This window comes from Streptomyces sp. NPDC013457, assembly GCF_043089925.1.
Lineage (GTDB): Bacteria > Actinomycetota > Actinomycetes > Streptomycetales > Streptomycetaceae > Streptomyces.
The window spans coordinates 540,907-562,277 of sequence record NZ_JBICBL010000002.1; the positions used below are offsets into that span (position 1 = coordinate 540,907).

General features: G+C 72.0%; 17 protein-coding genes. 8 read left to right on the top strand and 9 right to left on the bottom strand.

Translation table 11 applies throughout. The features are described from left to right. Positions 1-32: 32 nt before the first annotated feature. Positions 33-995 (top strand): helix-turn-helix transcriptional regulator, encoded by a 963-nt coding sequence (locus ACF1G2_RS07950; RefSeq protein WP_391797419.1) that lies wholly within the window; start codon positions 33-35, stop codon positions 993-995. On the opposite strand, the gene ACF1G2_RS07955 is transcribed toward ACF1G2_RS07950, so the two are convergent. After that, positions 959-2,407, bottom strand: coding sequence for an MFS transporter (locus ACF1G2_RS07955; RefSeq protein ID WP_391797420.1), 1,449 nt, complete (start codon positions 2,405-2,407; stop codon positions 959-961). The genes ACF1G2_RS07950 and ACF1G2_RS07955 overlap by 37 nt on opposite strands. Before the next feature lie 52 nt (positions 2,408-2,459). Here ACF1G2_RS07955 and dusB point away from each other — a divergent pair, with 52 nt between their 5' ends. The 3 genes from dusB (at position 2,460) to ACF1G2_RS07970 (ending at position 8,306) form a co-directional block, all read left to right on the top strand. After that, positions 2,460-3,596, top strand: coding sequence for a tRNA dihydrouridine synthase DusB (dusB, locus tag ACF1G2_RS07960; protein WP_391797421.1), 1,137 nt, complete (start codon positions 2,460-2,462; stop codon positions 3,594-3,596). A gap of 377 nt (positions 3,597-3,973) precedes the next feature. Beyond that, positions 3,974-6,685, top strand: a complete 2,712-nt coding sequence (ppdK, locus tag ACF1G2_RS07965) for a pyruvate, phosphate dikinase (protein WP_391797422.1) — start codon at positions 3,974-3,976, stop codon at positions 6,683-6,685. A 574-nt stretch (positions 6,686-7,259) separates the two neighbouring features. Beyond that, positions 7,260-8,306 carry an ArsR/SmtB family transcription factor gene (locus ACF1G2_RS07970; protein ID WP_391797423.1) on the top strand — a complete coding sequence of 349 codons (1,047 nt, stop codon included), beginning with the start codon at positions 7,260-7,262 and terminating at the stop codon, positions 8,304-8,306. Here ACF1G2_RS07970 and ACF1G2_RS07975 read toward each other — a convergent pair. Further along, entirely contained in the window at positions 8,276-9,436 is a 1,161-nt protein-coding gene (locus tag ACF1G2_RS07975; protein WP_391797424.1) for a PhoX family protein, read from the bottom strand. The two genes, ACF1G2_RS07970 and ACF1G2_RS07975, sit on opposite strands and share 31 nt — an antisense overlap. Before the next feature lie 338 nt (positions 9,437-9,774). Between ACF1G2_RS07975 and ACF1G2_RS07980 the strand changes: the two genes are divergently transcribed. Further along, positions 9,775-10,185, top strand: coding sequence for a VOC family protein (locus ACF1G2_RS07980; RefSeq protein WP_391797425.1), 411 nt, complete (start codon positions 9,775-9,777; stop codon positions 10,183-10,185). Between the two features lie 300 nt (positions 10,186-10,485). On the opposite strand, the gene nirD is transcribed toward ACF1G2_RS07980, so the two are convergent. From nirD to ACF1G2_RS07995, 3 genes are read right to left on the bottom strand one after another with little or no spacing between them, the layout of a single operon-like run. After that, the gene (gene nirD / locus ACF1G2_RS07985; RefSeq protein ID WP_391797426.1) at positions 10,486-10,872 is read right to left on the bottom strand and encodes a nitrite reductase small subunit NirD; all 387 of its coding nucleotides are present in this window, start codon (positions 10,870-10,872) and stop codon (positions 10,486-10,488) included. Positions 10,873-10,878: 6 nt separating this feature from the next. Beyond that, positions 10,879-13,404, bottom strand: coding sequence for a nitrite reductase large subunit NirB (gene nirB / locus ACF1G2_RS07990; RefSeq protein ID WP_391797427.1), 2,526 nt, complete (start codon positions 13,402-13,404; stop codon positions 10,879-10,881). A gap of 1 nt (position 13,405) precedes the next feature. Further along, positions 13,406-14,635, bottom strand: a complete 1,230-nt coding sequence (locus ACF1G2_RS07995) for an NAD(P)/FAD-dependent oxidoreductase (protein WP_391797428.1) — start codon at positions 14,633-14,635, stop codon at positions 13,406-13,408. Between the two features lie 419 nt (positions 14,636-15,054). On the opposite strand from ACF1G2_RS07995, the gene ACF1G2_RS08000 reads away from it, so the two are divergent. The 3 genes from ACF1G2_RS08000 to ACF1G2_RS08010 are packed head-to-tail and all read left to right on the top strand — an operon-like array spanning position 15,055 to position 17,393. After that, positions 15,055-16,368 (top strand): ferric reductase-like transmembrane domain-containing protein, encoded by a 1,314-nt coding sequence (locus ACF1G2_RS08000; RefSeq protein WP_391797590.1) that lies wholly within the window; start codon positions 15,055-15,057, stop codon positions 16,366-16,368. Continuing rightward, complete coding sequence (locus ACF1G2_RS08005) at positions 16,361-16,576, top strand: hypothetical protein (RefSeq protein WP_391797429.1); 216 nt, start codon at positions 16,361-16,363, stop codon at positions 16,574-16,576. The genes ACF1G2_RS08000 and ACF1G2_RS08005 overlap by 8 nt, the downstream gene beginning before the upstream one ends. 37 nt (positions 16,577-16,613) lie before the next feature. Beyond that, on the top strand, positions 16,614-17,393 hold the full coding sequence (locus tag ACF1G2_RS08010; protein ID WP_391797430.1) for a TSUP family transporter: 780 nt from the start codon (positions 16,614-16,616) through the stop codon (positions 17,391-17,393). 6 nt (positions 17,394-17,399) lie between these two features. Here the strand turns inward: ACF1G2_RS08010 and ACF1G2_RS08015 are convergent, their stop codons facing one another. The 4 genes from ACF1G2_RS08015 to ACF1G2_RS08030 form a co-directional block, all read right to left on the bottom strand. After that, complete coding sequence (locus ACF1G2_RS08015) at positions 17,400-18,017, bottom strand: class F sortase (RefSeq protein WP_391797431.1); 618 nt, start codon at positions 18,015-18,017, stop codon at positions 17,400-17,402. Between the two features lie 138 nt (positions 18,018-18,155). Next, positions 18,156-18,659, bottom strand: a complete 504-nt coding sequence (locus ACF1G2_RS08020) for a hypothetical protein (protein WP_391797432.1) — start codon at positions 18,657-18,659, stop codon at positions 18,156-18,158. A gap of 587 nt (positions 18,660-19,246) precedes the next feature. Next, on the bottom strand, positions 19,247-19,645 hold the full coding sequence (locus tag ACF1G2_RS08025; protein WP_391797433.1) for a hypothetical protein: 399 nt from the start codon (positions 19,643-19,645) through the stop codon (positions 19,247-19,249). After that, entirely contained in the window at positions 19,642-21,360 is a 1,719-nt protein-coding gene (locus ACF1G2_RS08030) for a right-handed parallel beta-helix repeat-containing protein (protein WP_391797434.1), read from the bottom strand. Before ACF1G2_RS08030 ends, ACF1G2_RS08025 begins: the two co-directional genes overlap by 4 nt. Between the last annotated feature and the right edge of the window lie 11 nt (positions 21,361-21,371).

Genomic DNA, 21,371 nt, shown 5'->3' on the forward strand with positions numbered 1-21,371 from the left:
CAATGGGCTGAGCGCCCCGGCACCCTGGGAGCATGACGACCATGGCCGTGGAGACCACGCGCACACGGGGCACGGAGGCCGGGACCACGCGAGCCCCGGCAGCCGGGACCACGCGAGCCCCGGAGGCCGGGGCGCGGACCGATGTCCGGCGGCACGAACTCGCCGCCTTCCTGCGCAGCCGCCGCGAGCGGATCACCCCCGAGCAGGTCGGCCTGCCCCGTGGTCGGCGCCGCCGCACCCCCGGACTGCGCCGCGAGGAGGTCGCGCACCTCTCCGCCGTCGGCGTCACCTGGTACACGTGGCTGGAACAGGCCCGGGACATCCACGTCTCGCCTCAGGTCCTCGACGCCCTCGCCCGGGCCCTTCAGCTCGACGCGACCGAGCGCACCCACCTCTTCGCCCTCGGCGGCGAGACCGACCCGAACCCGGAGGCGCCCTGCCCGACCGTCACGCCCGCCCTGCGCGCGATGCTGGACCAGCTGGAGCCGCTGCCCGCCTGCGTCCAGAACAGCCGGTACGACATCCTCGCCTACAACCGCACGTACGGCAGGCTGCTCTGCGATCTCGACGAGCTGCCGCGCGAGGACCGGAACTGCATCTGGCTGGCCTTCACCAACGACGAGTGGCGGGCCGCCGTCGCCGAGCTGCCGGACGTCACGCGGGCGATGGCGGGCAAGTTCAGGGCCTCCATGGCCGAGCACCTCGCCGAGCCCGCCTGGAAGGCGATGCTGCAGCGGCTGGAGGCCGCCTCGCCGGAGTTCCGGGAGATCTGGGCGCGCCACGAGGTGGTGGCCCAGGGCGGCCGCACCAAGATTATTCGTAACGCCCATGTCGGGCCCCTGCACCTGGAGCACACCAACGTGTGGCTCGGCCCGACCTCCGGACCGCGCCTGGTGACGTACGTACCGGTCGACCAGGAGTCCCGTGCGGGACTCGACCGGCTCCTGGCGCTCGCGGTTCAGGAGGCGGAGCAGGTCGCTCCCGCGGGTGTCTGAGCCTCCTCCGCCTCCAGTCGCCGCGCCGTCCTCTCCGCCGTCCCCATCGCCCACTTCCCGCTGGTCAGCGCGCCGACCACGAGCACACAGAGACCGCAGCCGGTCATGATCCAGTAACCGCCCCTGCTCGCCGCCACGAAGTCGTCCGTACGGGAGAGCGTGCCGACCCCGGCGGCCAGGACGGCTCCCACGACGGCGACGCCGAGCGTCTGGCCGATCTGCCGGCTGGTGGAGGCGACGGCCGACGCCACCCCCGCCTGGGAGAGGGGCATGCCCGAGACGGCGGTGTTGGTGATCGGAGCGTTCACCATGCCGAAGCCGATCCCGAAGAGCACGTACCCGGCGAAGAGCATCGGATCGTGCGTCTCGGCCTCGAAGGCGGCGAAGGGCAGGCAGCCCGCCGCCATCGCCGTCCCCGCGAGCAGCAGGGGCAGCCGCGGTCCGCGCGCCCCGACGAGCCGCCCGGAGAGCGGGGCGAAGACCAGGGTCATGGACGCCATCGGCAGCATGTACATGCCCGCCTCCAGGGCGGAGAGCCCGCGCACGTTCTGGAGGTAGAGCGTGTTCAGGAAGAGGAATCCGCCCAGGGCGGCGAAGGCGCAGACGGCGATGACCGTGGCGCCGCTGAACGGAGCGCTCCGGAAGAACCGTAGGTCGATCAGCGGCTCCCGGCGCCGGGGCTCGTAGAACAGCAGCCCGGCGAGCGAGGCCAGCGCGACGCCGGCGAAGGGCAGGCTGCTCTCGATGATCGCGTACGTGAGCGAGCCGAGGAAGGCGGCGACCAGCACCTGGCCGACCGGGTCGGGGCGACGGGGCCTGGGCGCCTTGGACTCGGGGACGTAGCGCAGGGTCAGCAGCAGCGCGGCGAGGCCGACCGGCAGGTTGATCCAGAACACGGCGCGCCAGCCCACCGAGTCGACGAGCAGCCCCCCGACCACCGGACCCGCCGCCATGGAGACGCCGACCACCCCGCCCCACAGCCCGATGGCCCGGGCGCGCGCCGCGGGCTCGGTGAAGGTGTTGGTGATGATCGACATGGCGACCGGGTTGAGCATCGAGCCGCCGACCGCCTGGATCATCCGGAACACCACCAGGGTCTCCAGGCTGGGGGCGAGCGAGCAGAGGAGCGAGCCGAGGGTGAAGAAGACGAGACCGGTCACGAAGACCTTGCGGCGGCCGATCCGGTCGGCGGTCGAGCCCGCGAACATCAGCAGCGAGGCCAGGACCAGCGTGTAGGCGTCGATGGTCCACTGCAGGCCCGCCACGGAAGCGTGCAGGTCACGCTGCATGGCGGGGAGCGCGACGTTCAGCACGGTGTTGTCCAGGCTGACGATCAGCAGGCTCATGCAGCAGATCGCCAGGATGACCCGTTTCCGGTCCCGGCCGGGCGGCGCGGATGTGAGCTCGGGCATGTGCGGATCGTACGGCTGCCTAAGGAGTGCCGCAGTGCGCGACAATGGCTGAATGACCGCGTTCTCCCCCCTCTCCATCGGGCCGCACCTCGTGCAGCCGCCGGTGGTGCTCGCGCCGATGGCCGGCATCACCAACGCCCCTTTCCGTACCCTCTGCCGTGAGTACAGCGGCGGCAAGGGCCTGTTCGTGAGCGAGATGATCACGACGCGGGCGCTGGTGGAGCGCAACGAGAAGACCATGCAGCTCATCCGCTTCGACGCGAGCGAGCAGCCGCGGTCGATCCAGCTCTACGGCGTCGACCCCGTGACGGTCGGCAAGGCCGTACGGATGATCGCGGACGAGGACCTGGCCGACCACATCGACCTGAACTTCGGCTGCCCGGTCCCCAAAGTGACCCGCAAGGGCGGCGGCTCGGCCCTGCCGTACAAGCGGCCGCTGCTGCGCGCGATCCTGAACGAGGCCGTCTCCAACGCGGGCGACCTGCCGGTCACGATGAAGATGCGCAAGGGCATCGACGACGACCACATCACCTTCCTGGACGCGGGGCGGATCGCGGTCGAGGAGGGCGTGACGGCGATCGCCCTGCACGGGCGGACGGCGGCGCAGCACTACGGCGGTACGGCGGACTGGGACGCCATCGCGCGGCTCAAGGAGCACGTGCCGGAGATCCCGGTGCTCGGCAACGGCGACATCTGGTCGGCGGACGACGCGCTGCGGATGATGCGCGAGACCGGTTGCGACGGCGTGGTCGTGGGGCGCGGCTGCCTGGGGCGGCCGTGGCTCTTCGCGGACCTGGTGGCGGGCTTCGAGGGCACCGGCGCCTACGCCCAGCCGGGGCTGCGCGAGGTCGCGGAGGCGATGGTGCGGCACGCGCGGCTGCTCGGCGAGTGGCTCGGGGACGAGTCGCGCGGTGTCATCGACTTCCGCAAGCACGTGGCCTGGTACCTGAAGGGCTTCTCGGTCGGTTCCGAGATGCGCAAGAAGCTGGCGATCACCTCGTCCCTGGACGAGCTGAGCGCTCAGTTGAGCGAGCTGGATCTGGACCAGCCGTGGCCGACGGGCGCGGACGGCCCGCGCGGCCGCACGTCGGGCAACAACCGCGTGGTGCTGCCGGACGGCTGGTTGAAGGACCCTTACGACTGCGCGGGTGTCAGCGAGGAGGCCGAGCTGGACACGTCCGGGGGGTGACCCCCGGTGGTCCGGATCGTGGAAAATCGGGCCGAAGTTCGGCGTGATCCTCGCCACCCTTGATAGGGGTGCTGCTCAGATGAGCAGATTACGAGGCGTTGCACTTATGGAGGGGTGGCACTGGGTGCCACCCCTCTTGTGTTCAAGAGTTGAACGCAGATGCTCAAGAAGTCGCTCATGTGAGCGGGTAACCTCGGGTTTGAGTCAAGGGGGCTTCGGAGTCTGAAAGCGGAAGCTACTCGTCAGTTACTTTCGATGCGCTGGCGGACGGGTGGTTAAGACCATGTGACCGGTAGGCATACCTCCACAGGAGCCTTCGATCTGGGTATGTTCCTCGCCGTCAGGGCAGCCACCGAGTCCTCGAGGAGTCGAGACACGTGTCGGAAAACAAAGATCAGAAGTTCGTGTACGACTTCACCGAGGGCAACAGGGACCTGAAGGACCTGCTCGGTGGCAAGGGTGCCAACCTCGCCGAGATGACCAACCTCGGCCTCCCGGTTCCCCCCGGCTTCACGATCACCACCGAGGCGTGCAAGGTCTACCTCGACAGCGGCTCCGAGCCGGTCGAGCTCCGTGACGAGGTCACCGCCCACCTGGACGCCCTCGAGCAGAAGATGGGCAAGAAGCTCGGCCAGGCCGACGACCCGCTGCTCGTCTCGGTGCGCTCCGGCGCCAAGTTCTCCATGCCGGGCATGATGGACACCGTCCTGAACATCGGCCTCTCCGACGCGTCCGTCGAGGGCCTGACCGCCCAGGCCGGCGACGCGCGCTTCGCCTGGGACTCGTACCGCCGTCTCATCCAGATGTTCGGCAAGACCGTCCTCGGCGTCGACGGCGAGCTCTTCGAGGAGGCCCTCGACGAGGCCAAGGCCGCCAAGAAGATCACCGTCGACACCGACCTCGACGCGGCCGACCTGAAGAAGATCGTCAAGCACTTCAAGAAGATCGTGAAGGCCGAGGCCGGCCGCGACTTCCCGCAGGACCCGCGCGAGCAGATGGACCTCGCCATCGAGGCCGTCTTCAACTCCTGGAACACCGACCGCGCCAAGCTCTACCGTCGCCAGGAGCGCATTCCCGGCGACCTCGGCACCGCGGTCAACATCTGCTCCATGGTCTTCGGCAACCTCGGCCCGGACTCCGGCACCGGCGTCGCCTTCACCCGCGACCCCGCCTCCGGCCACCAGGGCGTCTACGGCGACTACCTGCAGAACGCGCAGGGCGAGGACGTCGTCGCCGGTATCCGCAACACCGTGCCGCTGGCCGAGCTCGAGTCGATCGACAAGGCGTCGTACGACCAGCTGATGCAGATCATGGAGACCCTGGAGACCCACTACAAGGATCTCTGCGACATCGAGTTCACGATCGAGCGCGGTCAGCTGTGGATGCTGCAGACCCGCGTCGGCAAGCGCACCGCCGGTGCCGCCTTCCGGATCGCGACCCAGCTCGTCGACCAGGGCCTGATCGACGAGGCCGAGGCGCTCCAGCGCGTCAACGGCGCCCAGCTCGCGCAGCTGATGTTCCCCAAGTTCGACGAGAACGCCAAGGTCGAGCAGATCGGCCGCGGCATCGCCGCCTCCCCGGGCGCGGCCGTCGGCAAGGCCGTCTTCGACTCGTACACGGCCGTCAAGTGGTCGCGCTCCGGCGAGAAGGTCATCCTCATCCGCCGTGAGACCAACCCGGACGACCTGGACGGCATGATCGCCGCCGAGGGCATCCTGACCTCGCGCGGCGGCAAGACCTCGCACGCGGCCGTCGTGGCCCGCGGCATGGGCAAGACCTGTGTGTGCGGCGCCGAGGAGCTCGAGGTCGACACCAAGCGCCGCCGGATGACCACCTCCTCCGGTGTGGTCGTCGAGGAGGGCGACGTCGTCTCCATCGACGGCTCCACCGGCAAGGTGTACCTCGGTGAGGTACCCGTCGTACCGTCCCCGGTCGTCGAGTACTTCGAGGGCCGGATGCACGCCGGCGCCGACGACGCCGACGAGCTGGTCGCCGCCGTCCACCGGATCATGGCCTACGCCGACCGCGTCCGCCGGCTGCGCGTCCGCGCCAACGCCGACAACGCCGAGGACGCCTCGCGCGCCCGCCGCTTCGGCGCCCAGGGCATCGGCCTCTGCCGCACGGAGCACATGTTCCTCGGCGAGCGCCGCGAGATGGTCGAGAAGCTGATCCTCGCCGACACCGACGAGGAGCGGACCGAGGCCCTCGAGGCCCTGCTCCCGCTGCAGAAGAAGGACTTCGTCGAGCTCTTCGAGGCCATGGACGGGCTGCCCGTCACGGTCCGGCTGCTCGACCCGCCGCTGCACGAGTTCCTGCCCGACATCACCGAGCTGTCCGTGCGCGTCGCCCTCGCCGAGGCCCGCAAGGAGCCGCACGAGAACGAGCTGCGCCTGCTCCAGGCCGTGCACCGGCTGCACGAGCAGAACCCGATGCTGGGTCTGCGCGGTGTCCGGCTCGGCCTGGTCATCCCCGGTCTGTTCACCATGCAGGTCCGGGCGATCGCCGAGGCCGCGGCCCAGCGCATCGAGGCCAAGGGCGACCCGCGTGCCGAGATCATGATCCCGCTCGTCGGCACCGTCCAGGAGCTGGAGATCGTCCGCGACGAGGCCGAGCAGGTCATCGCCGAGGTCCAGGCCAAGACGGGTGTGGAGCTGAAGCTCGCGCTCGGCACCATGATCGAGCTGCCGCGCGCCGCCGTGACCGCCGGTCAGATCGCCGAGGCCGCCGAGTTCTTCTCCTTCGGCACCAACGACCTCACGCAGACGGTCTGGGGCTTCTCCCGGGACGACGTGGAGGCCAGCTTCTTCACCGCGTACCTGGAGAAGGGCATCTTCGGTGTCTCGCCCTTCGAGACCATCGACAAGGACGGCGTGGGCGCCCTGGTCCGCAGCGCGGTCCAGGCCGGCCGGGCCACCCGCCCGGACATCAAGCTCGGCGTCTGCGGTGAGCACGGCGGCGACCCGGAGTCGGTGCACTTCTTCCACGAGGTCGGACTCGACTACGTCTCCTGCTCGCCGTTCCGGATCCCGGTGGCGCGCCTGGAGGCCGGCCGGGCCGCGGCGGAGTCGAAGGGCTCCGACAGCCGCTGAGCCCTCGGGCTCGGCCCTGCTGGACGGCCGCTGACCGGACGTTCAGTAGCAAAGGTCACCGGAGTCGCCGCTCGTCCCCGACCCTCAACCGATGGGCGGCGGCTCCGGGTCGCAAGAGAGATGGGGCGGACACCTTGTGCGGAGGTGTCCGCCCCGTCGTATTTCGTCCACCCCGGAGCCGCCCCGGGATGTTCGCCGGATGTGAGTTTGTGTTCAATCGAGGCCGATTGAATTATTGGCCGTTGAACTTTCGGTATTGAACTTTCCACGATTGGTCCCGCAAAGAACGGGACGGGCGCGACCCCCGGATCCCCACCCGGTGGCCGCGCCCATTACCCATGCCGGGCAGGTGAGCCGCAACCCTCGCCGACCGCCGCCGGGCGTGCAAAGCCCCCCACGGTCTTCGCCACGCCACCTCGGTCCTGAAGGTTTCCTGCCCGACCCCCACAGCTTTTCCGTTTGCCCCCGGTCGCCGCGATGCTTTTCAAGTGTGGCTGAAACACCCTGGTAACGTGCTGTGATGATGTGCATACTCGTCGACGGGGGCGGTTGCGAGTGCACAGGTGGGGGTTCAATGCTGCGGATTCATTTCACCGCGAGCGATGTGGCGGGGGTGCGGATGGCGGCCCGGCCGGACGTTCTGTGGGAAACGATTCTCAGCTTTCATCGGCTTAGGGACCGGCGCGGGCCGGTCGTCTACGGAGAATGGCGTTCCGACACGCGTCCACGGCTCAACGGAGAGACACGACTGCTCGCCGCCCTCGTTCCGAGTCGCGGTTACTTCCCCGACTTCCTGACTCCTCCCGAGGGCCTCCACGGCCTCGACGAGGCCCTTCAGGCGCTCCGCGAGACCCCCCGGGAGCGGCTCGGGACCGAGCTGGCCCTCCTCGGCGCGGACCGGGCCGGCGGCCGGACGGTGCCGCACTCGCTGCGGGCCCTCGCCGAGGGCGGTGCCGAATCGTTCGGCCGGCTCATCGGGACCCTGCGCAGCTACCACCGCGCGGCGATCGAGCCGTACTGGCCGCACATCCGCGCCCGGGTCGAGGCCGACCGCGCGCTGCGCGGCCGGGCGCTGCTCGACGGGGGCGCCGAGGAGCTCCTCGCCTCGCTGCCGCCGATGTTCCGCTGGCGCTCGCCGGTCCTGGAGGCCGACTATCCCGTCGCGCGCGACCTGCACCTCGACGGCAGGGGCCTGCTGCTGCAGCCCTCGTACTTCTGCCGCGGCACCCCGGTCGTCCTGCGCGACCCGACGCTGCCGCCGGTGCTCGTCTACCCGACGACGCACTGCGAGGCGCCGACCGTCCACGAGCCGGGCGGCTCGTCGCTCGCCAAGCTGGTCGGCAACACGCGCTCGGCGGTCCTGCACGCGATCGGCGACGGCGGCACGACCAGCGAACTCGCCCGCAGGGCAGGGGTGTCGCTCGCCTCGGCCAGCCAGCACGCGGGCGTCCTGCGCGAGGCGGGCCTGGTCGCCACCCTGCGGCACGGCAACGCCGTCCTGCACACCCTGACGCCGCTGGGCGCCGCCCTGCTGGGCGGCGCCCGGCGAAGGGTGGCGGGGGCCGTGTCGGCGGCCCCCGCCGAGCGCCTCTACGCGCGGAACGGGCCGGTCACCTCGTAGGTGATGCCGCCGGAGGAGCTGCCGGAGGTGCCGCGCTGGCTGGAGAAGTACAGCCGCCTGCCGTCGGGGGAGAAGGCGGGCCCGGTGATCTCGGAGCCGGACTGGCCGCTGATCCGCAGGAACGGGGCGACGACGTCGTCCGGCGTGATGATGCAGATCTCCATGTTGCCGCCGTCCTCGGCGATGAACAGATCGCCGGAGGAGGAGCCGGTGACGTTGTCGACGCCCGTCAGCGGGGCGCCGCCGCCGGACACCAGCGAGTCGTCGTACGCGAGCTCGTAGGTGTTGGTGGTGAGGTTGAGCTGCCAGAGACGGTTGTCGCCCTTGGTGGTGAACCAGACGGTGTCGTTGGCGTAGTGGCAGCCCTCACCGCCGTTGAACTTCTTCGAGCCGGAGACCTGGCTGCGCGTCGCGGTCGGAGAGCCGTCCGGGTCCGGGACGTTCTGCCAGGTGAAGGAGCCGGAGGTGGCGGTGCCGGCCACCAGCACCTGGAGCGTCCCGGAGGAGAGGTCGCCCCAGGTGGTGGGTATGAACCGGTAGAAGCAGCCGCTGGTCTCGTCCTCGGTCAGGTAGACGACCTTGCGGACGGGATCGGCCGCGGCGGCCTCGTGCTTGAAGCGCCCCATCGCGGCGCGGCGGACGGCCGCGTTCACGCCGTACGGGTCGGTCTCGTAGACGTACCCGAGGCTGACCTCCTCGCAGGAGAGCCAGGTGTTCCACGGGGTCTTGCCGCCCGCGCAGTTGGTGCGGGTGCCGGAGAGGATGCGGTACGCGCCCGTGACGTTGCCGGTGGAGCCGAACTTCACCGCGCTCGCGCCGCCGCCGGGGTTGATCTCCGAGTTGGAGACGTAGATCCAGCCGCTTCCGTCGGCGAAGCAGGCGCCGCCGTCGGGGGCGTTGTGCCAGGTGTACGAGGTGCCGGGGACGGTCTGTCCCGACCGGGCGATGACCCGGCTGCTGAATCCGCTCGGCAGCAGGATGCCGTTGGCGTCGGCCGGGCCGAGGGCCCCGTAGGGGCCGGCGCCGGGCTGGGCGGGGGCCGCGTAGGCCGCCCCGCGCATCAGGGTGCCGCCGAAGGCGGCCGCCGACGTGCCGATGACCGCTCCGCGCAGGAAACTGCGTCGCTCCACGTCTCACTCCAGAGGGGGTGGTGTGTGAACCCGCCGCACCGGTCGGCGGCGGGGTCGCGCGCTTTCGGAACCTAGGAGTACGGAGTTGGTACCGAGTTGACGGTGCAGCAACAACCGATGAAGGGGAAGCGTCGGGCGGAATATCAGTGGGTCCGGCGGCATGTCAGCGGGGTCCGGCGGCGCGCACCCCGGCGCACGGCGCGGCACGGGGACGGCCGCGCCTCCGACTCGGAAAACCTCCCGCGCGCCGATGAGTTTCCACGGGGCCCGCCGTCTTAACTCTCGAAAGCGCACAGGAGCACCCGAGACACCCCGGGCCACATGAGAGAGCGGACACCATGAACCAGATGATCTTCGTCAACCTGCCGGTCAAGGACCTCGAAGCCTCGAAGGCCTTCTGGGGCAAGCTCGGCTACTCCTTCAACCCGCAGTTCAGCGACGACACGGCCGCATGCGTGATCATCAGCGACACGATCTTCGCGATGCTGCTGACCGAGCCCAAGTTCAAGGAGTTCACCGCGCCCGGCAAGGAGATCGCCGACGCGACCAGGACGAGCGAGGTGCTCCTCGCGCTCAGCGCCGAGAGCCGCGAGAAGGTCGACGAGCTGGCGGACGGCGCGCTCGCCGCCGGTGGTACGCCGGCGAAGGAGCCCATGGACTACGGCACGATGTACGGCCGCTCCTTCACGGACCCGGACGGCCACCACTGGGAGGTCATGTGGATGGACCCGGCCGCCATCGAGGGCTGATCACCGGGCGGGCATCCCCGCCGGTCACCCCTTCGGACCGTCGTACGTCACGCCGGTGAGCTGCTCCGAGGCAATCCGGAGCCGCTCGCCGGCGACGTCGTCGAGGGTCCACCACGCCCGCCACGAGGCGCCGGGCGCACCCCGCATCATCAGGAACGACGGGCCGGTGAACGAGTGCCCGGGCGGGTGCCTGCGCCTGTGCCGATGCCGGTGGTGCTGCCGGCGCTGCGGCCGGGCGTGGCCATGCGGCCCCCTCGTTCCTGCTCCGGAGGAGGACCGCACAGCCTACGTCTGACCGCCTCAGGCCGATACGCCGCCGTCGATCACCAGGTCGGTTCCGGAGACCGGTTCGACCCGGACCGTGCGGACCGGGAAGACCGTCACCGACACCCCTTCGTCGTCCAGGCACCTCCCCGTCTCCAGGTCGAAGCGCTGCTTCAGGAGCGGCGAGGCCACGAAGGTACGGCCGCCCGCCGAGCCGAGGAGGCCCCGGGACAGGACCTGGGCGCCCGTGAACGGGTCGCGGTTCTCGATCGCGTACGCCCGCCCCGCCCGGTCCAGGAAGAGCGCCGCCTGCCGGCCGTCGGGAAGGAGCGCGGCCACACCCCGGCCGGGGGTCAGCCGGGAGGTCTCGCAGACAGTCGTCCAGGCGTCGGTCTCGGCGTCGTGGGAGAGTTCGAGGTTCATCGGGCTTCAGACCCCTTCCAGAGTTCCGATGGTGAGGACGGTCAGGTCCGGCTTGATCTGGTCGCGCTCCGGGACGAACCGCACCGACGGGTCCGGCGCGTCCGGCGCGTTCACGAAGGAGACGAAGCGGCGCAGCCGCTCCGGGTCGTCCAGGGTCGCCGCCCACTCGTCCTGGTAGTCGTCGACATGGGCCGCCATCAGCGCCTCCAGCTCGTCGCAGAGCCCCAGCGAGTCGTGGACGACCACGTCCCGCAGATGGCCGAGCCCGCCCTCCAGGCGCTCCAGCCACACCGAGGTGCGCTCCAGGCGGTCGGCGGTACGGATGTAGAACATCAGGAACCGGTCGATCAGCCGCACCAGTTCGGCGTCCGACAGGTCCTGCGCCAGGAGGTCCGCGTGGCGCGGGGTCGCGCCGCCGTTGCCGCCGACGTACAGGTTCCAGCCGTTCGCCGTGGCGATGACGCCGAAGTCCTTCGACTGGGCCTCCGCGCACTCCCGCGCGCATCCGGAGACCGCCGACTTGAGCTTGTGCGGCGAGCGCAGACCCCGGTAGCGCAGCTCCAGCTGGATCGCCATCCTCACCGAGTCCTGGACGCCGTAGCGGCACCAGGTCTGCCCCACGCAGGACTTCACGGTGCGCAGCGACTTGCCGTACGCGTGCCCCGACTCGAAGCCCGCGTCGACCAGCCGGGTCCAGATCGCCGGCAGCTGGTCGACCCGCGCACCGAACAGGTCGATCCGCTGACCTCCCGTGATCTTGGTGTACAGCCCGAAGTCGCGGGCCACCTCCCCGATCACGATCAGCTTCTCCGGGGTGATCTCTCCACCCGGGATGCGCGGCACGACCGAGTACGAGCCGTTGCGCTGCAGGTTGGCGAGGAAGTGGTCGTTGGTGTCCTGGAGGGAGGCCTGCTCGCCGTCGAGGATGTAGCCGCCCGCCCCGATCGTCGGCGCGAGACTGGCCAGGATCGAGCCGACCGTCGGCTTGCAGACCTCGCAGCCCTCGCCGCCCCGCGCCTCCGGCAGGCCGTGCGAGTCGAGCAGCTCGGCGAAGGAGGTCAGCCGCAGCGTGCGGGTGATCTCGTACAGCTCACTGCGGGTGTACGCGAAGCAGCCGCACAGCCCCTTGTCCGCGGGCTCCGGCAGCAGCTGGCCGATGAGCTTCACACAACTGCCGCAGCCCGTACCCGCCTTGGTGCACTTCTTCACCTCCGGCAGCGTCGCGCACTGGCTGATCGCGTGCTTGGTGACGTTGTGGCACGAGCAGATGACCGCGTCGTCGGGGAGCGCCGACGGCCCCAGCGCCACCGGAGCGCCCGCGCCCGCCGGGAGGACCAGCTGCTCCGGGGAGACGGGCGGCACCGAGCCGGTGAGCGGCCGCAGCATTCCGTACGAGTCGGCGTCGCCGACCAGGACACCGCCGAGCAGCACACCCTCCCGGTCGACCACGAGCTTCTTGTAGACCCCGGAGCGGGAGTCGGAGTACACGACGTCGAGGCAGCCCTCGGCCGTGCCGTGCGCGTCCCCGAAGGAGGCCACGTCCACACCGAGCAGCTTCAGCTTGGTCGACATGTCGGCGCCCGTGAAGGAGCGTTCCTCGGCCTCGTCGGCGATCGTCGCCGCCGCGGTCAGCGCCATCTCGTAGCCGGGCGCCACCAGGCCGTACACCCGGCCGTCCGAGGCGAGCGCGCACTCGCCGATCGCGTAGACGGACGGGTCGGACGTCCGGCACCGGTCGTCCACCGCGATGCCGCCGCGCTCGCCCACCGTCAGGCCGCAGTCGCGCGCCAGCTGGTCCCGGGGCCGCACACCCGCGGAGAAGACGACCATGTCCGTGGCCACCTCGGAGCCGTCCGAGAGACGCATCCCGGTGACCGCGCCGTCCTCGGTCACGACCTCCTGCGTGCCGGTGCCGGTGTGGACCGTGAGACCCATCTGCTCGATCGTGCGCAGCAGCGCAGCGCCACCGCCCTCGTCGACCTGCACCGGCATCAGCCGGGGCGCGAACTCCACGACGTGCGTGTCGAGTCCGAGCCCCTTGAGCGCGCCCGCCGCCTCCAGGCCGAGCAGCCCGCCGCCGACGACCGCGCCGGTCGTCGCCGTCCTGGCGTACTCCTCGATCGCGAACAGGTCCTCGATCGTCCGGTACACGAAACAGCCGCGCGCGTCCCTGCCCGGGACGGGCGGTACGAAGGGGTACGAGCCGGTGGCCAGTACGAGGGTGTCGTACGCGAAGACCTGCCCGGAGCGGGCCGTGACCGTACGGGCCGCGCGGTCGACCGACTCGGCCGGGTCGCCGACGTACAGCTCGATGCCGTACTTCGCCATGAAGCCGTCCTCGACCATCGACAGGTCGTCGGGGGTCCGGCCGCTGAAGTACGAGGTCAGCTGGACGCGGTCGTAGGCGGGGCGCGGCTCCTCGCAGAGGACCACGACCCGCGCGCGCTCGGTGACGCCCCGGTCCGCGAGCGCCTCCAGGAACCGCTGGCCGACCATGCCGTGGCCGACCAGGACGAGGGTGGGGGTGTGCATCTCAGGAGCCTCCGTCATGGGTGAGCAGATGAAGCAGGGGAGCGTCGGGCAGGGCCTCGTCGCCCTCCCACGCCCGGGCGAGCGTTCCGACCGCGGCGAGATCGCCGAGCAGTACGCCGCCGACGAGCCGGTCGCCGCGGACGACGACCTTGCGGTAGGCGCGCCGGGTGGCGTCGGTCAGCTGGACCACGTCGTCCCCCGGCAGCGGTGTGGCCTCGCCGAAGGCGGCCAGGTCGAGGGCCTCGGGCCCGCCCAGCGTGAGCCGGGTCAGGGCGCGGGTGCCGGTGTAGGCGGGGCGGACCGCGCCGGGCCCGGCCGGGGAGCCGTCGGCGGCGACGGCCGTCTGCGCACCGAGGACGTCCGCGAGCGCGTCCGCCTGTTCCAGCGCCGGGCCCGCCAGGCCGTACACGCGGCCGGCGTGCTCGGCGCAGTCGCCGATGGCGTGGATGTACGGGTCGGAGGTCCGCAGCTGGTCGTCGACGACGACACCCGTCCGCACGTCGAGCCCCGCGTCCCGGGCGAGACCCGTCCGCGGCCGCACCCCGCACGCGAGGACCACGACCTGCGCGTCGAGCACGAAACCGTCGGCCAGTTCGACCGCCGTGACCGCTCCGTCCCGCTGCCGCAGCCCGCTGACCCGGCACTCGGTGTGCACCTCGACGCCGAGGGACTCCACGTGCGACCGCAGCAACTCCGATGCCGACGCGTCGAGCTGACGTTCCATGAGCCGCTCGCCCTGCTGGGTCAGCACGACCTCCGCGCCGAGCGCGGCCAGCGCGCGGGCGGCGGAGACCCCGAGCAGTCCGCCGCCGATGACGACCGCGCGGACCCCGGGGCGGACGACGCCCCGCAGCTCCAGGCAGTCGTCGAGCGTACGGAAGGGGTGGACGCCCGACGGCAGCCGCGCGCCGCGCAGTCCGCGCAGCGGCGGAAGGACCGGGTTGGAGCCGGTGGCCAGGACCAGCCGGTCGTAGCCGACCTCCGTCCCGTCCTCGCACGCCACGGTCCGGGCGGCCCGGTCGATCCGCACCGCCCGCACCCCGCGCCGCACCGGCTCCAGGGGGGCGGGCAGCGCGATCACCTCCGGTGCGTACCGCCCGGCGAGGACGTCCGCGAGCAGCACCCGGTTGTACGGCGCGTGCGGCTCTTCGCCGAGGAGGGTGACAGGCAGGCGCTGGGCGAGCCGGACACCCGCCGTTCCGCCTCCGACCACCACGATCCGTGTACTCATGCACCGAAGCGTGCGGGGCCGGTGTTACCCGTCGGCATCCCGACTGTTTCCCGCACGGAACGCTGATCTCAGCTCCCGGGAGAGGGCACTGTGAGGCGTGCGGGTGTGAGGCTTAACCGGTGGTCAGGGCGCCCTCAAGAGGGCCTTAAGGATCGCGGGGGAGGGGCTGACCTGGGGTTCTCGTATACCGCCGGACCCTAGTGTGCGGTGCTGTGACCACCGAGGTTCAGGAACCGACCCATCCGGCGCTCGCCGCCTACCTGGAGCAGCGCGAGGGGCGCGTGCGGCCCGCGCCCGCGCCCGCGGCCCTGCGCGTCCCGCCCGCGCCTCGTGACCCCGCGGCCCGGCGCGTCCCGCCCGCGCGCCGTAGCGCCGCACCCCGTACCCCCGCACCCCGTACCCCCGCACCCCGAACCCCCGTGCCGCCGCGCGTCTCCCCCGACCGGCTGCGCGACGGCCTCGTCGGCGGGGCCGGGGGAGTGGCCCTCGTCTGGGGCGTCCAGGCGCAGCCCTCCGCGCGGCTCGACGCCTTCTTCGCCGGTGGCGCCCACCTCACCGGGCTGCTCGCCGGATACGGCGTGCTCGTCATGCTCTTCCTGATGGCCCGCGTCCCCGCCGTCGAGCACGGCGTCGGGGCCGACCGGCTCGCCCGGTGGCACGCCTTCGGCGGCCGGTACGTCCTCGGCCTCGTGGGTGCCCACGCGCTCCTCGCGCTCTGCGGGTACGCCGTGCACACCCGTACCGATCTCGTCACCGCCGCCGGAGGGCTGCTCTCCTACCCCGCGCTCGCCGCCGCCACCGCCGGTACCGCGCTCCTCGTCGCCGTCGGGGTGACCTCCGCCCGGGCCGCCCGGCGGCGCCTGCGCCACGAGACCTGGCGGGCGGTCCATCTGCTCAGCCACCTCGCCGCCGCCCTCGGCTTCGTGCACCAGCTCGCCGGGCCCGACCTCACCGGAAGCGTGCTCGCGCTCTGGGGCTGGTCGATGGCGCACGCGACCGTCGCCGTCGTCCTCGTCTGGTACCGGATCGTCGTCCCCGTCCGGCAGGCACTCCGCCACACCCTTCGCGTGACCGAGGTGCGCGACGAGAGCCCGGACGTCGTCTCCGTGACCATCCGTGGCACCGGCCTGGAGCGGCTGTGCGCGGAACCCGGCCAGTTCTTCCGCTGGCGGTTCCTGTCCCGGCGGCTCTGGCGCACCGCGCTCCCGTTCTCCCTCTCCGCGCCGGTCCGGGACGACACCCTGCGGATCACGGTGAAGGCACTCGGCGACCACACCCGCCGGATCCGCCGACTGCGCCCCGGCACCCGCGTGCTCGCCACCGGACCGTTCGGGGCGCTCACCGCCCACCGCCGCACGCGGCGGAAGGTGCTGCTGCTCGCCGGGGGCGTGGGCATCACCCCGATGCGCGCGCTCTTCGAGACCCTGCCCGGCGGGCCGGGCGACGTGACGCTGCTCTACCGCGCCTCCGACGCCGAGGGGCTCGTCCTGCGCGAGGAGCTGGAACGGATCGCGCGCGGACGGGAAGCCGCCCTGCACTACCTCCTCGGCCCGTCCGACGGCTCCTTCGACCCGCTCGCCCCGCAGGCCCTGCGCAACCTGGTTCCCGACCTCGCCGCCCACGACGTCTATCTCTGCGGCCCGCCCGCGATGGCCCGGGCCGCCACCGCCTCACTCGTCCGGGCCGGGGTTCCCGCCCGCCGCATCCACTCCGAGGACTTCAGTCATGACTGAGCACCGCGCCAAGCACCGCATGCGGCACCGCGCCCGGCGCGTCCACGCCGCCGACCGCGCCAGACGGCAGGTCGCCGCCGGGCTCCTCGCCGCCGGCGCCCTCGCCGCCACCTTCCTCACGGCCGCCGTCGAACCGGCCGCGCCGCCCGCGCCCGACCGGTCGCCGGCCGGCACAACCTCAGACGTCTATCAACTCTCCGGGGATTGATGGACTGCACACCCATCTCCTCCGTAGGCTCGCGGGCATGCCTGACATATCCCTGACCACGCTCATCGTGCTCTGCCTCGCCGCGCTCGTGGCCGGCTGGATCGACGCCGTGGTCGGAGGGGGAGGGCTCCTGCTGCTGCCCGCCCTGCTGCTCGGGCTCCCGCACGTCCCGGCGGCCCAGATCCTCGGTACCAACAAGGCCGTCGCGATCGTCGGAACGTCCGGGGCCGCCGTCACCTACGTACGCAAGGCCCCGGTGCAGGTGAAGACGGCCGTACGGATAGGGCTCGCTGCCCTCGCCGGGTCGATGGCGGGTGCCTTCTTCGCCGCCGGGATCAGCAGCGACGTCCTGCGCCCCGTGATCATGGTCGTGCTCGTCGGCGTGGCGGCCTTCGTGATGCTGCGGCCCTCCTTCGGGACGCAGACGGAGGCCACGGGGCCCGTCGGCCGGGCCCGGGTCGTCACCGCGATCGTGCTCGTCGGCGGGGGCATCGGTTTCTACGACGGGCTGTTCGGGCCGGGCACCGGCACGTTCCTGGTCCTCGCGCTCACCGCCGTGCTCCATCTCGACCTGGTGACCGCCTCCGCCACGGCCAAGATCGTCAACGTGTGCACCAACGCGGGCGCGCTCGCGATGTTCGCCTACCAGGGCAGCGTGCTCTGGCAGCTGGCGGCGGTCATGGCCGTGTTCAACCTGGCCGGCGGGATGGTCGGGGCGAGGATGGCGCTGAGCAAGGGGGCCGAGTTCGTCCGCGGCGTGCTGCTCGTCGTCGTCTTCTCGCTGGTCGCCAAGCTCGCCTTCGACCAGTGGTCCTGAGCGGGGTCAGCGCACGCCGATGAGGTGGCCGAAGGCGACCACGTTGCCCTGGTAGCCGTTCTTCTCGGTGAAGCCGCCGCCGCAGGTGATCACGCGCAGCTCGGCCCGGTCCGCCCGGCCGTAGACCTTCGCGTCGGGGAACGCCTTGTTCGGGTACACCTCGACGGCGTCGATCGTGAAGACGGCGGTCCGGCCGTCCTGGCGGTCCACCTCGATCCGGTTGCCCTTCTTGAGCGCCCCGAGGGCGTAGAAGACGGCGGGGCCCCGCTTGTTGTCGACATGGCCGGCGACGATCGCGGTGCCCTCGGCGCCGGGCGTGGTGCCGCCCTCGTACCAGCCGGCCAGGTTGCCGTCGTCCGCCGGCGGTACCTCGAGGGAGCCGTCGGGTCCCAGGCCGAGCCCCATCAAGGGCGTGTCCACGTCGATCTCGGGGATGCGGAGCCGGACCGGAGCGGAGGGCGGCAGCGGGTCGGCGGCCGCGGTGGTGTGCGCGTTCGGGCCGGCGGCGAAGGCCTGGGCGGCGGACGGGACCGGCGGCGTGACGTTCTCCGACCCGTTCTGCACGAGCCAGATGCCGACGCACGCGGCGACGGCTATGCCCCAGCCCTTGCTCCTGTTGCTCACGTTCTGCCCTCTCGGGTGGTGCGGGGGGAAGGGCCCCGTGTGGGGGAGCGGAACCCCGGGTGGGGGTCCCCCGGGTGTGGCCCTGCCCCCGCCGGGCCTCATGCGGGCGCGCGGCGGGGGCAGGACGTGCGGTACGTCTCAGCCGTCCTGCGCGCCGCTCGCCCGGCGGCGCAGGAGCCACGTACCGCCGACGGCAGCCGCGGCCAGCACCGCCGCGCCCGCCGCGATCTGGGTGGTGTCGGGGCCGACGCTGCCTCCGACACCGGTACTCACATGGCCGGTCGGGACCTTGTGCTCGACGCGGAGCTCACCGCGCGCGGTCCTGCCGTTGTCGCAGGCGACGCTGATCCAGTACGTACCGGCCTTGGTGTGGTGCGGGACCTTGAACTGGCCGACCACGACCTCCTTGTGCGTGCTCGGGTTCAGCTGGAAGTCGCCCGCGCCGAGGGACTGCGCGTCTCCCACACCGTGGCCGTGCTTGCCGCAGGCGAGCGTGTTGACGGTGACGGTGGTGCCCGGTGTCGCGGAGGACGGATAGACCTCGAGCGTCTCGGATTCCCCGGCGAACGCGGGGGCGCCGAGGGCACCGACGGCGGCGACCGTCAACGCGGTACCGGTGAGCAGGCGGGCAGTGGTGCGCATGGGGTCCTCCGGGGCGCGCGAGCGGTCATGCCGGGGAGGCCTCCCGGGAGGGACTTCCCGGGACCTACCTCCTAGGACCGAGATAAGAGCCGCGACGCGCCGCGCGCCTGCTGAGGGAGGGTCAGAATTACGCCGTCCGGTGCGGTGCGGCGCCTTGCCCAGGTGGTGTTTGCGCAGGTCAGGAGGGGTTACGGAGAGTCAGTTGACGGCCCGTGTCGAACGGGTGACACGACCGGCCCGCCCCGGGCGGCCCCGCCACCGAGCGGTCCCGAGGCCACCCACCGAGGGGCGCGCCGGCCAAGCGCGTGGGCGACCGAGGATCCCCACCCCTCCGTGCGGCGCGGTCCCGCCCTGCCGGGCGGACGGGGTCCCGCCCTGCCGGGCGGACGGGGTCCCGCCGTGTCGGGCGGACGTGGTCCTGCCCTGTCGGGCGGACGTGGTCCCGCCCTGCCGGGCGGACGGGGTCCCGTCGTGCCGGGCGGACGGCGTCCCGCCGTGCCGGGCCGCACGAGCCCCGCCTGCCGGGCGGACGGATCCCCGCCCCGCCGGGGGGCGTCGGGTCCGGGCTCGGCGGCTGCCTCAGGGGATCAGACGATCAGGCCCTCGATCGCCGCCCTGGCCCACTCCTGGGCCCCCACCGTCGTGCCGGCCGCGACGCCCGTCGCGACGGGCGCCAGGACTCCCCTCAGCGTGGCGAGCGCGCGGCGTACCTTGCTCTCCTCGGGATCCGGCCGGGTGATCACCTCCAGGACGCCGTCGACGGCGTCCTCCGCCTCCTCGCGGTCCCGCTCGCCGAGGCCCGCCTCGGGCAGCTGTCGCAGCAGCTCGGTCATGCGCGCGGCCAGCTCCTCGTAGCCCGGCGCGACCGCGCTGTTGACCTGCTGGTTCTGGGTGACGTTCTCGCTGTTCCAGGCGAGCTGGTTCTGCGTGGCCGGGCCGTTGAACACCGGGCCGTCGTAGCGGTTCACGTGCTGCGGATCACTCATGTGCCGGGACCGTCCTCTGCCGTGTGCCGCGGGGTGATGTGGACGTTGTCGTTGTTCCACAGGATCTGGCTGTTGACGACGCGGTCGTTGAAGACCGGTCCGTTGAAGATGTTGACGATCTTCGGCGGCAGTTCGACCGGCTCCTCGACGCGGACGACCGCCAGCGACGTGTTCAGCGAGATCAGGTCGACCCGCCCGTTGTGCCGTACGGCCGTGCCCGCCGACCCGCTCACGGAGCAGTCCACCAGCCGGCCGCCGCACTCGTCGTCGAAGGCCGCGCCGACGAGTGCGCACTCCCTGAACGCGCCGCGCGTGACGTCCAGATAGGCCGAGTCCTTGCCGTACAGGCCCAGCGCCTCCGAGCCGGTGACGGACAGGTCCGTCGCGAAGAGCCGGGCGCTGTTCAGGACCACGGCACCGCCACTCGTCACCTCCCCGACCCGGCTGTCGGCCACGCGCAGCGAGGCCTCCTCGCCGACGCCGAAGCCCAGCAGCCCCCGCTCCGCCGTGATGCCCTTGAGCGAGACGCGTGCCTGGCCCCCGACGGCCACAGCCGCCAGCGCGAAGTCGTGGAACACCGTGTCGACGGCCTCGGCCGTGGTGCCTCCGTTGCCCCGTACCTCCAGGCCGGACGGGCAGCGGTCCACCCGGACACGCTCGAACAGGGCCGTGGAGTCGTCGTCGAAGACCCGCAGCGCCGAGCCCGTCAGATCCTCGATCGCGATGCCGGTGAAGCGGCCCCGGGCGCCTTCGGTGACCGCGATGCCGACGTTGCCGCCGCAGACGCGGCCGCCGTGGACCTCCGGCGCGCCGCCCTTGGTCGAGAACACCGCGACGTTCCCCGCGCCGACGACCTGGCAGTCCTCGAACCTGCCCCGGGCCGAGGTCTGCACGTTGATGCCGGTGTCACGGCACGCGCTGAGCACACAGCCGCGCACCACCGGGTCCGCGCCGCTCGCCGCGCCGATCCCGTGCCGCGCCTCGGTGACGCGGGTGCGGTCCACGGAGCCCCGGGACTGCTCGATGAACATGATCCCCTCCGCGTGCACGGCGGTGATCGCGCAGTCGGCCACGGTGAGTTCGGCGCGGGTGTCCGCCATGAGCGCCGCCTGCCCGGTGCCCGTCAGCTCGCAGCCGGTGACCACGGCGTACGCGTCGCAGACCCGCACCCCGTGGATCCGGCTGCCCTCGATCCGGCAGCCGTGGACACCGACCCGGGCCCCCTCGATCACGGCGATCGCGTTGTCGGCGGCGTCGGTGAACCGGCACCGCTCGACCAGTCCCGAGGACCCGGTGAAGACGGTGCGACCGTGCAGGACCGTGCTGTCCCGCAGGGTGACGGCGGTGTGCGGCCGCGCGTGCACGGCGACGCCGCCCCGCACCCGGATCTCGGTCCGTTCGAGGGTGAGCGTTCCGCCCTGGCAGGCGACCGCGTCCGTCTCGGCGTCACCGCCGGTCAGCACGAGCCCTTCGACGCGCACCGCTCCGGAGGTCTCCAGCACCGGCCCGCGCGGCCGGCTCACCACGACGGAACCCGCGCCGTCACGCGCGAACAGCCGCACCTCGCCCCGGACGAACAGCGTCTCGTCGTAGTGGCCGGGCGCGATCTCGATCTGGGCGGCCCTGCCCCGGGCGGCCGCGGCCCGCAGGGCGGAGGTGATGTCGGGGTGGGAGCGACGGCCGCCCCGTGGCGAGACGACGTACCTCGCGACCATCTCCGGACCCC

Excerpts from the sequence above, each read along its gene's own strand:
- ACF1G2_RS07980 (WP_391797425.1), top strand. The coding sequence starts at position 9,775 with ATGAACCAGATGATCTTCGTCAACCTGCCGGTCAAGGACCTCGAAGCC.
- ACF1G2_RS08005 (WP_391797429.1), top strand. The coding sequence starts at position 16,361 with ATGACTGAGCACCGCGCCAAGCACCGCATGCGGCACCGCGCCCGGCGC.
- nirB (WP_391797427.1), bottom strand. The coding sequence starts at position 13,404 with ATGCACACCCCCACCCTCGTCCTGGTCGGCCACGGCATGGTCGGCCAG.
- ACF1G2_RS07955 (WP_391797420.1), bottom strand. The coding sequence starts at position 2,407 with ATGCCCGAGCTCACATCCGCGCCGCCCGGCCGGGACCGGAAACGGGTC.
- ACF1G2_RS08030 (WP_391797434.1), bottom strand. The coding sequence starts at position 21,360 with ATGGTCGCGAGGTACGTCGTCTCGCCACGGGGCGGCCGTCGCTCCCAC.
- nirD (WP_391797426.1), bottom strand. The coding sequence starts at position 10,872 with ATGAACCTCGAACTCTCCCACGACGCCGAGACCGACGCCTGGACGACT.
- ACF1G2_RS07970 (WP_391797423.1), top strand. The coding sequence starts at position 7,260 with ATGCTGCGGATTCATTTCACCGCGAGCGATGTGGCGGGGGTGCGGATG.
- ACF1G2_RS08010 (WP_391797430.1), top strand. The coding sequence starts at position 16,614 with ATGCCTGACATATCCCTGACCACGCTCATCGTGCTCTGCCTCGCCGCG.
- ACF1G2_RS07995 (WP_391797428.1), bottom strand. The coding sequence starts at position 14,635 with ATGAGTACACGGATCGTGGTGGTCGGAGGCGGAACGGCGGGTGTCCGG.
- ACF1G2_RS08020 (WP_391797432.1), bottom strand. The coding sequence starts at position 18,659 with ATGCGCACCACTGCCCGCCTGCTCACCGGTACCGCGTTGACGGTCGCC.
- ACF1G2_RS08025 (WP_391797433.1), bottom strand. The coding sequence starts at position 19,645 with ATGAGTGATCCGCAGCACGTGAACCGCTACGACGGCCCGGTGTTCAAC.
- dusB (WP_391797421.1), top strand. The coding sequence starts at position 2,460 with ATGACCGCGTTCTCCCCCCTCTCCATCGGGCCGCACCTCGTGCAGCCG.
- ACF1G2_RS07950 (WP_391797419.1), top strand. The coding sequence starts at position 33 with ATGACGACCATGGCCGTGGAGACCACGCGCACACGGGGCACGGAGGCC.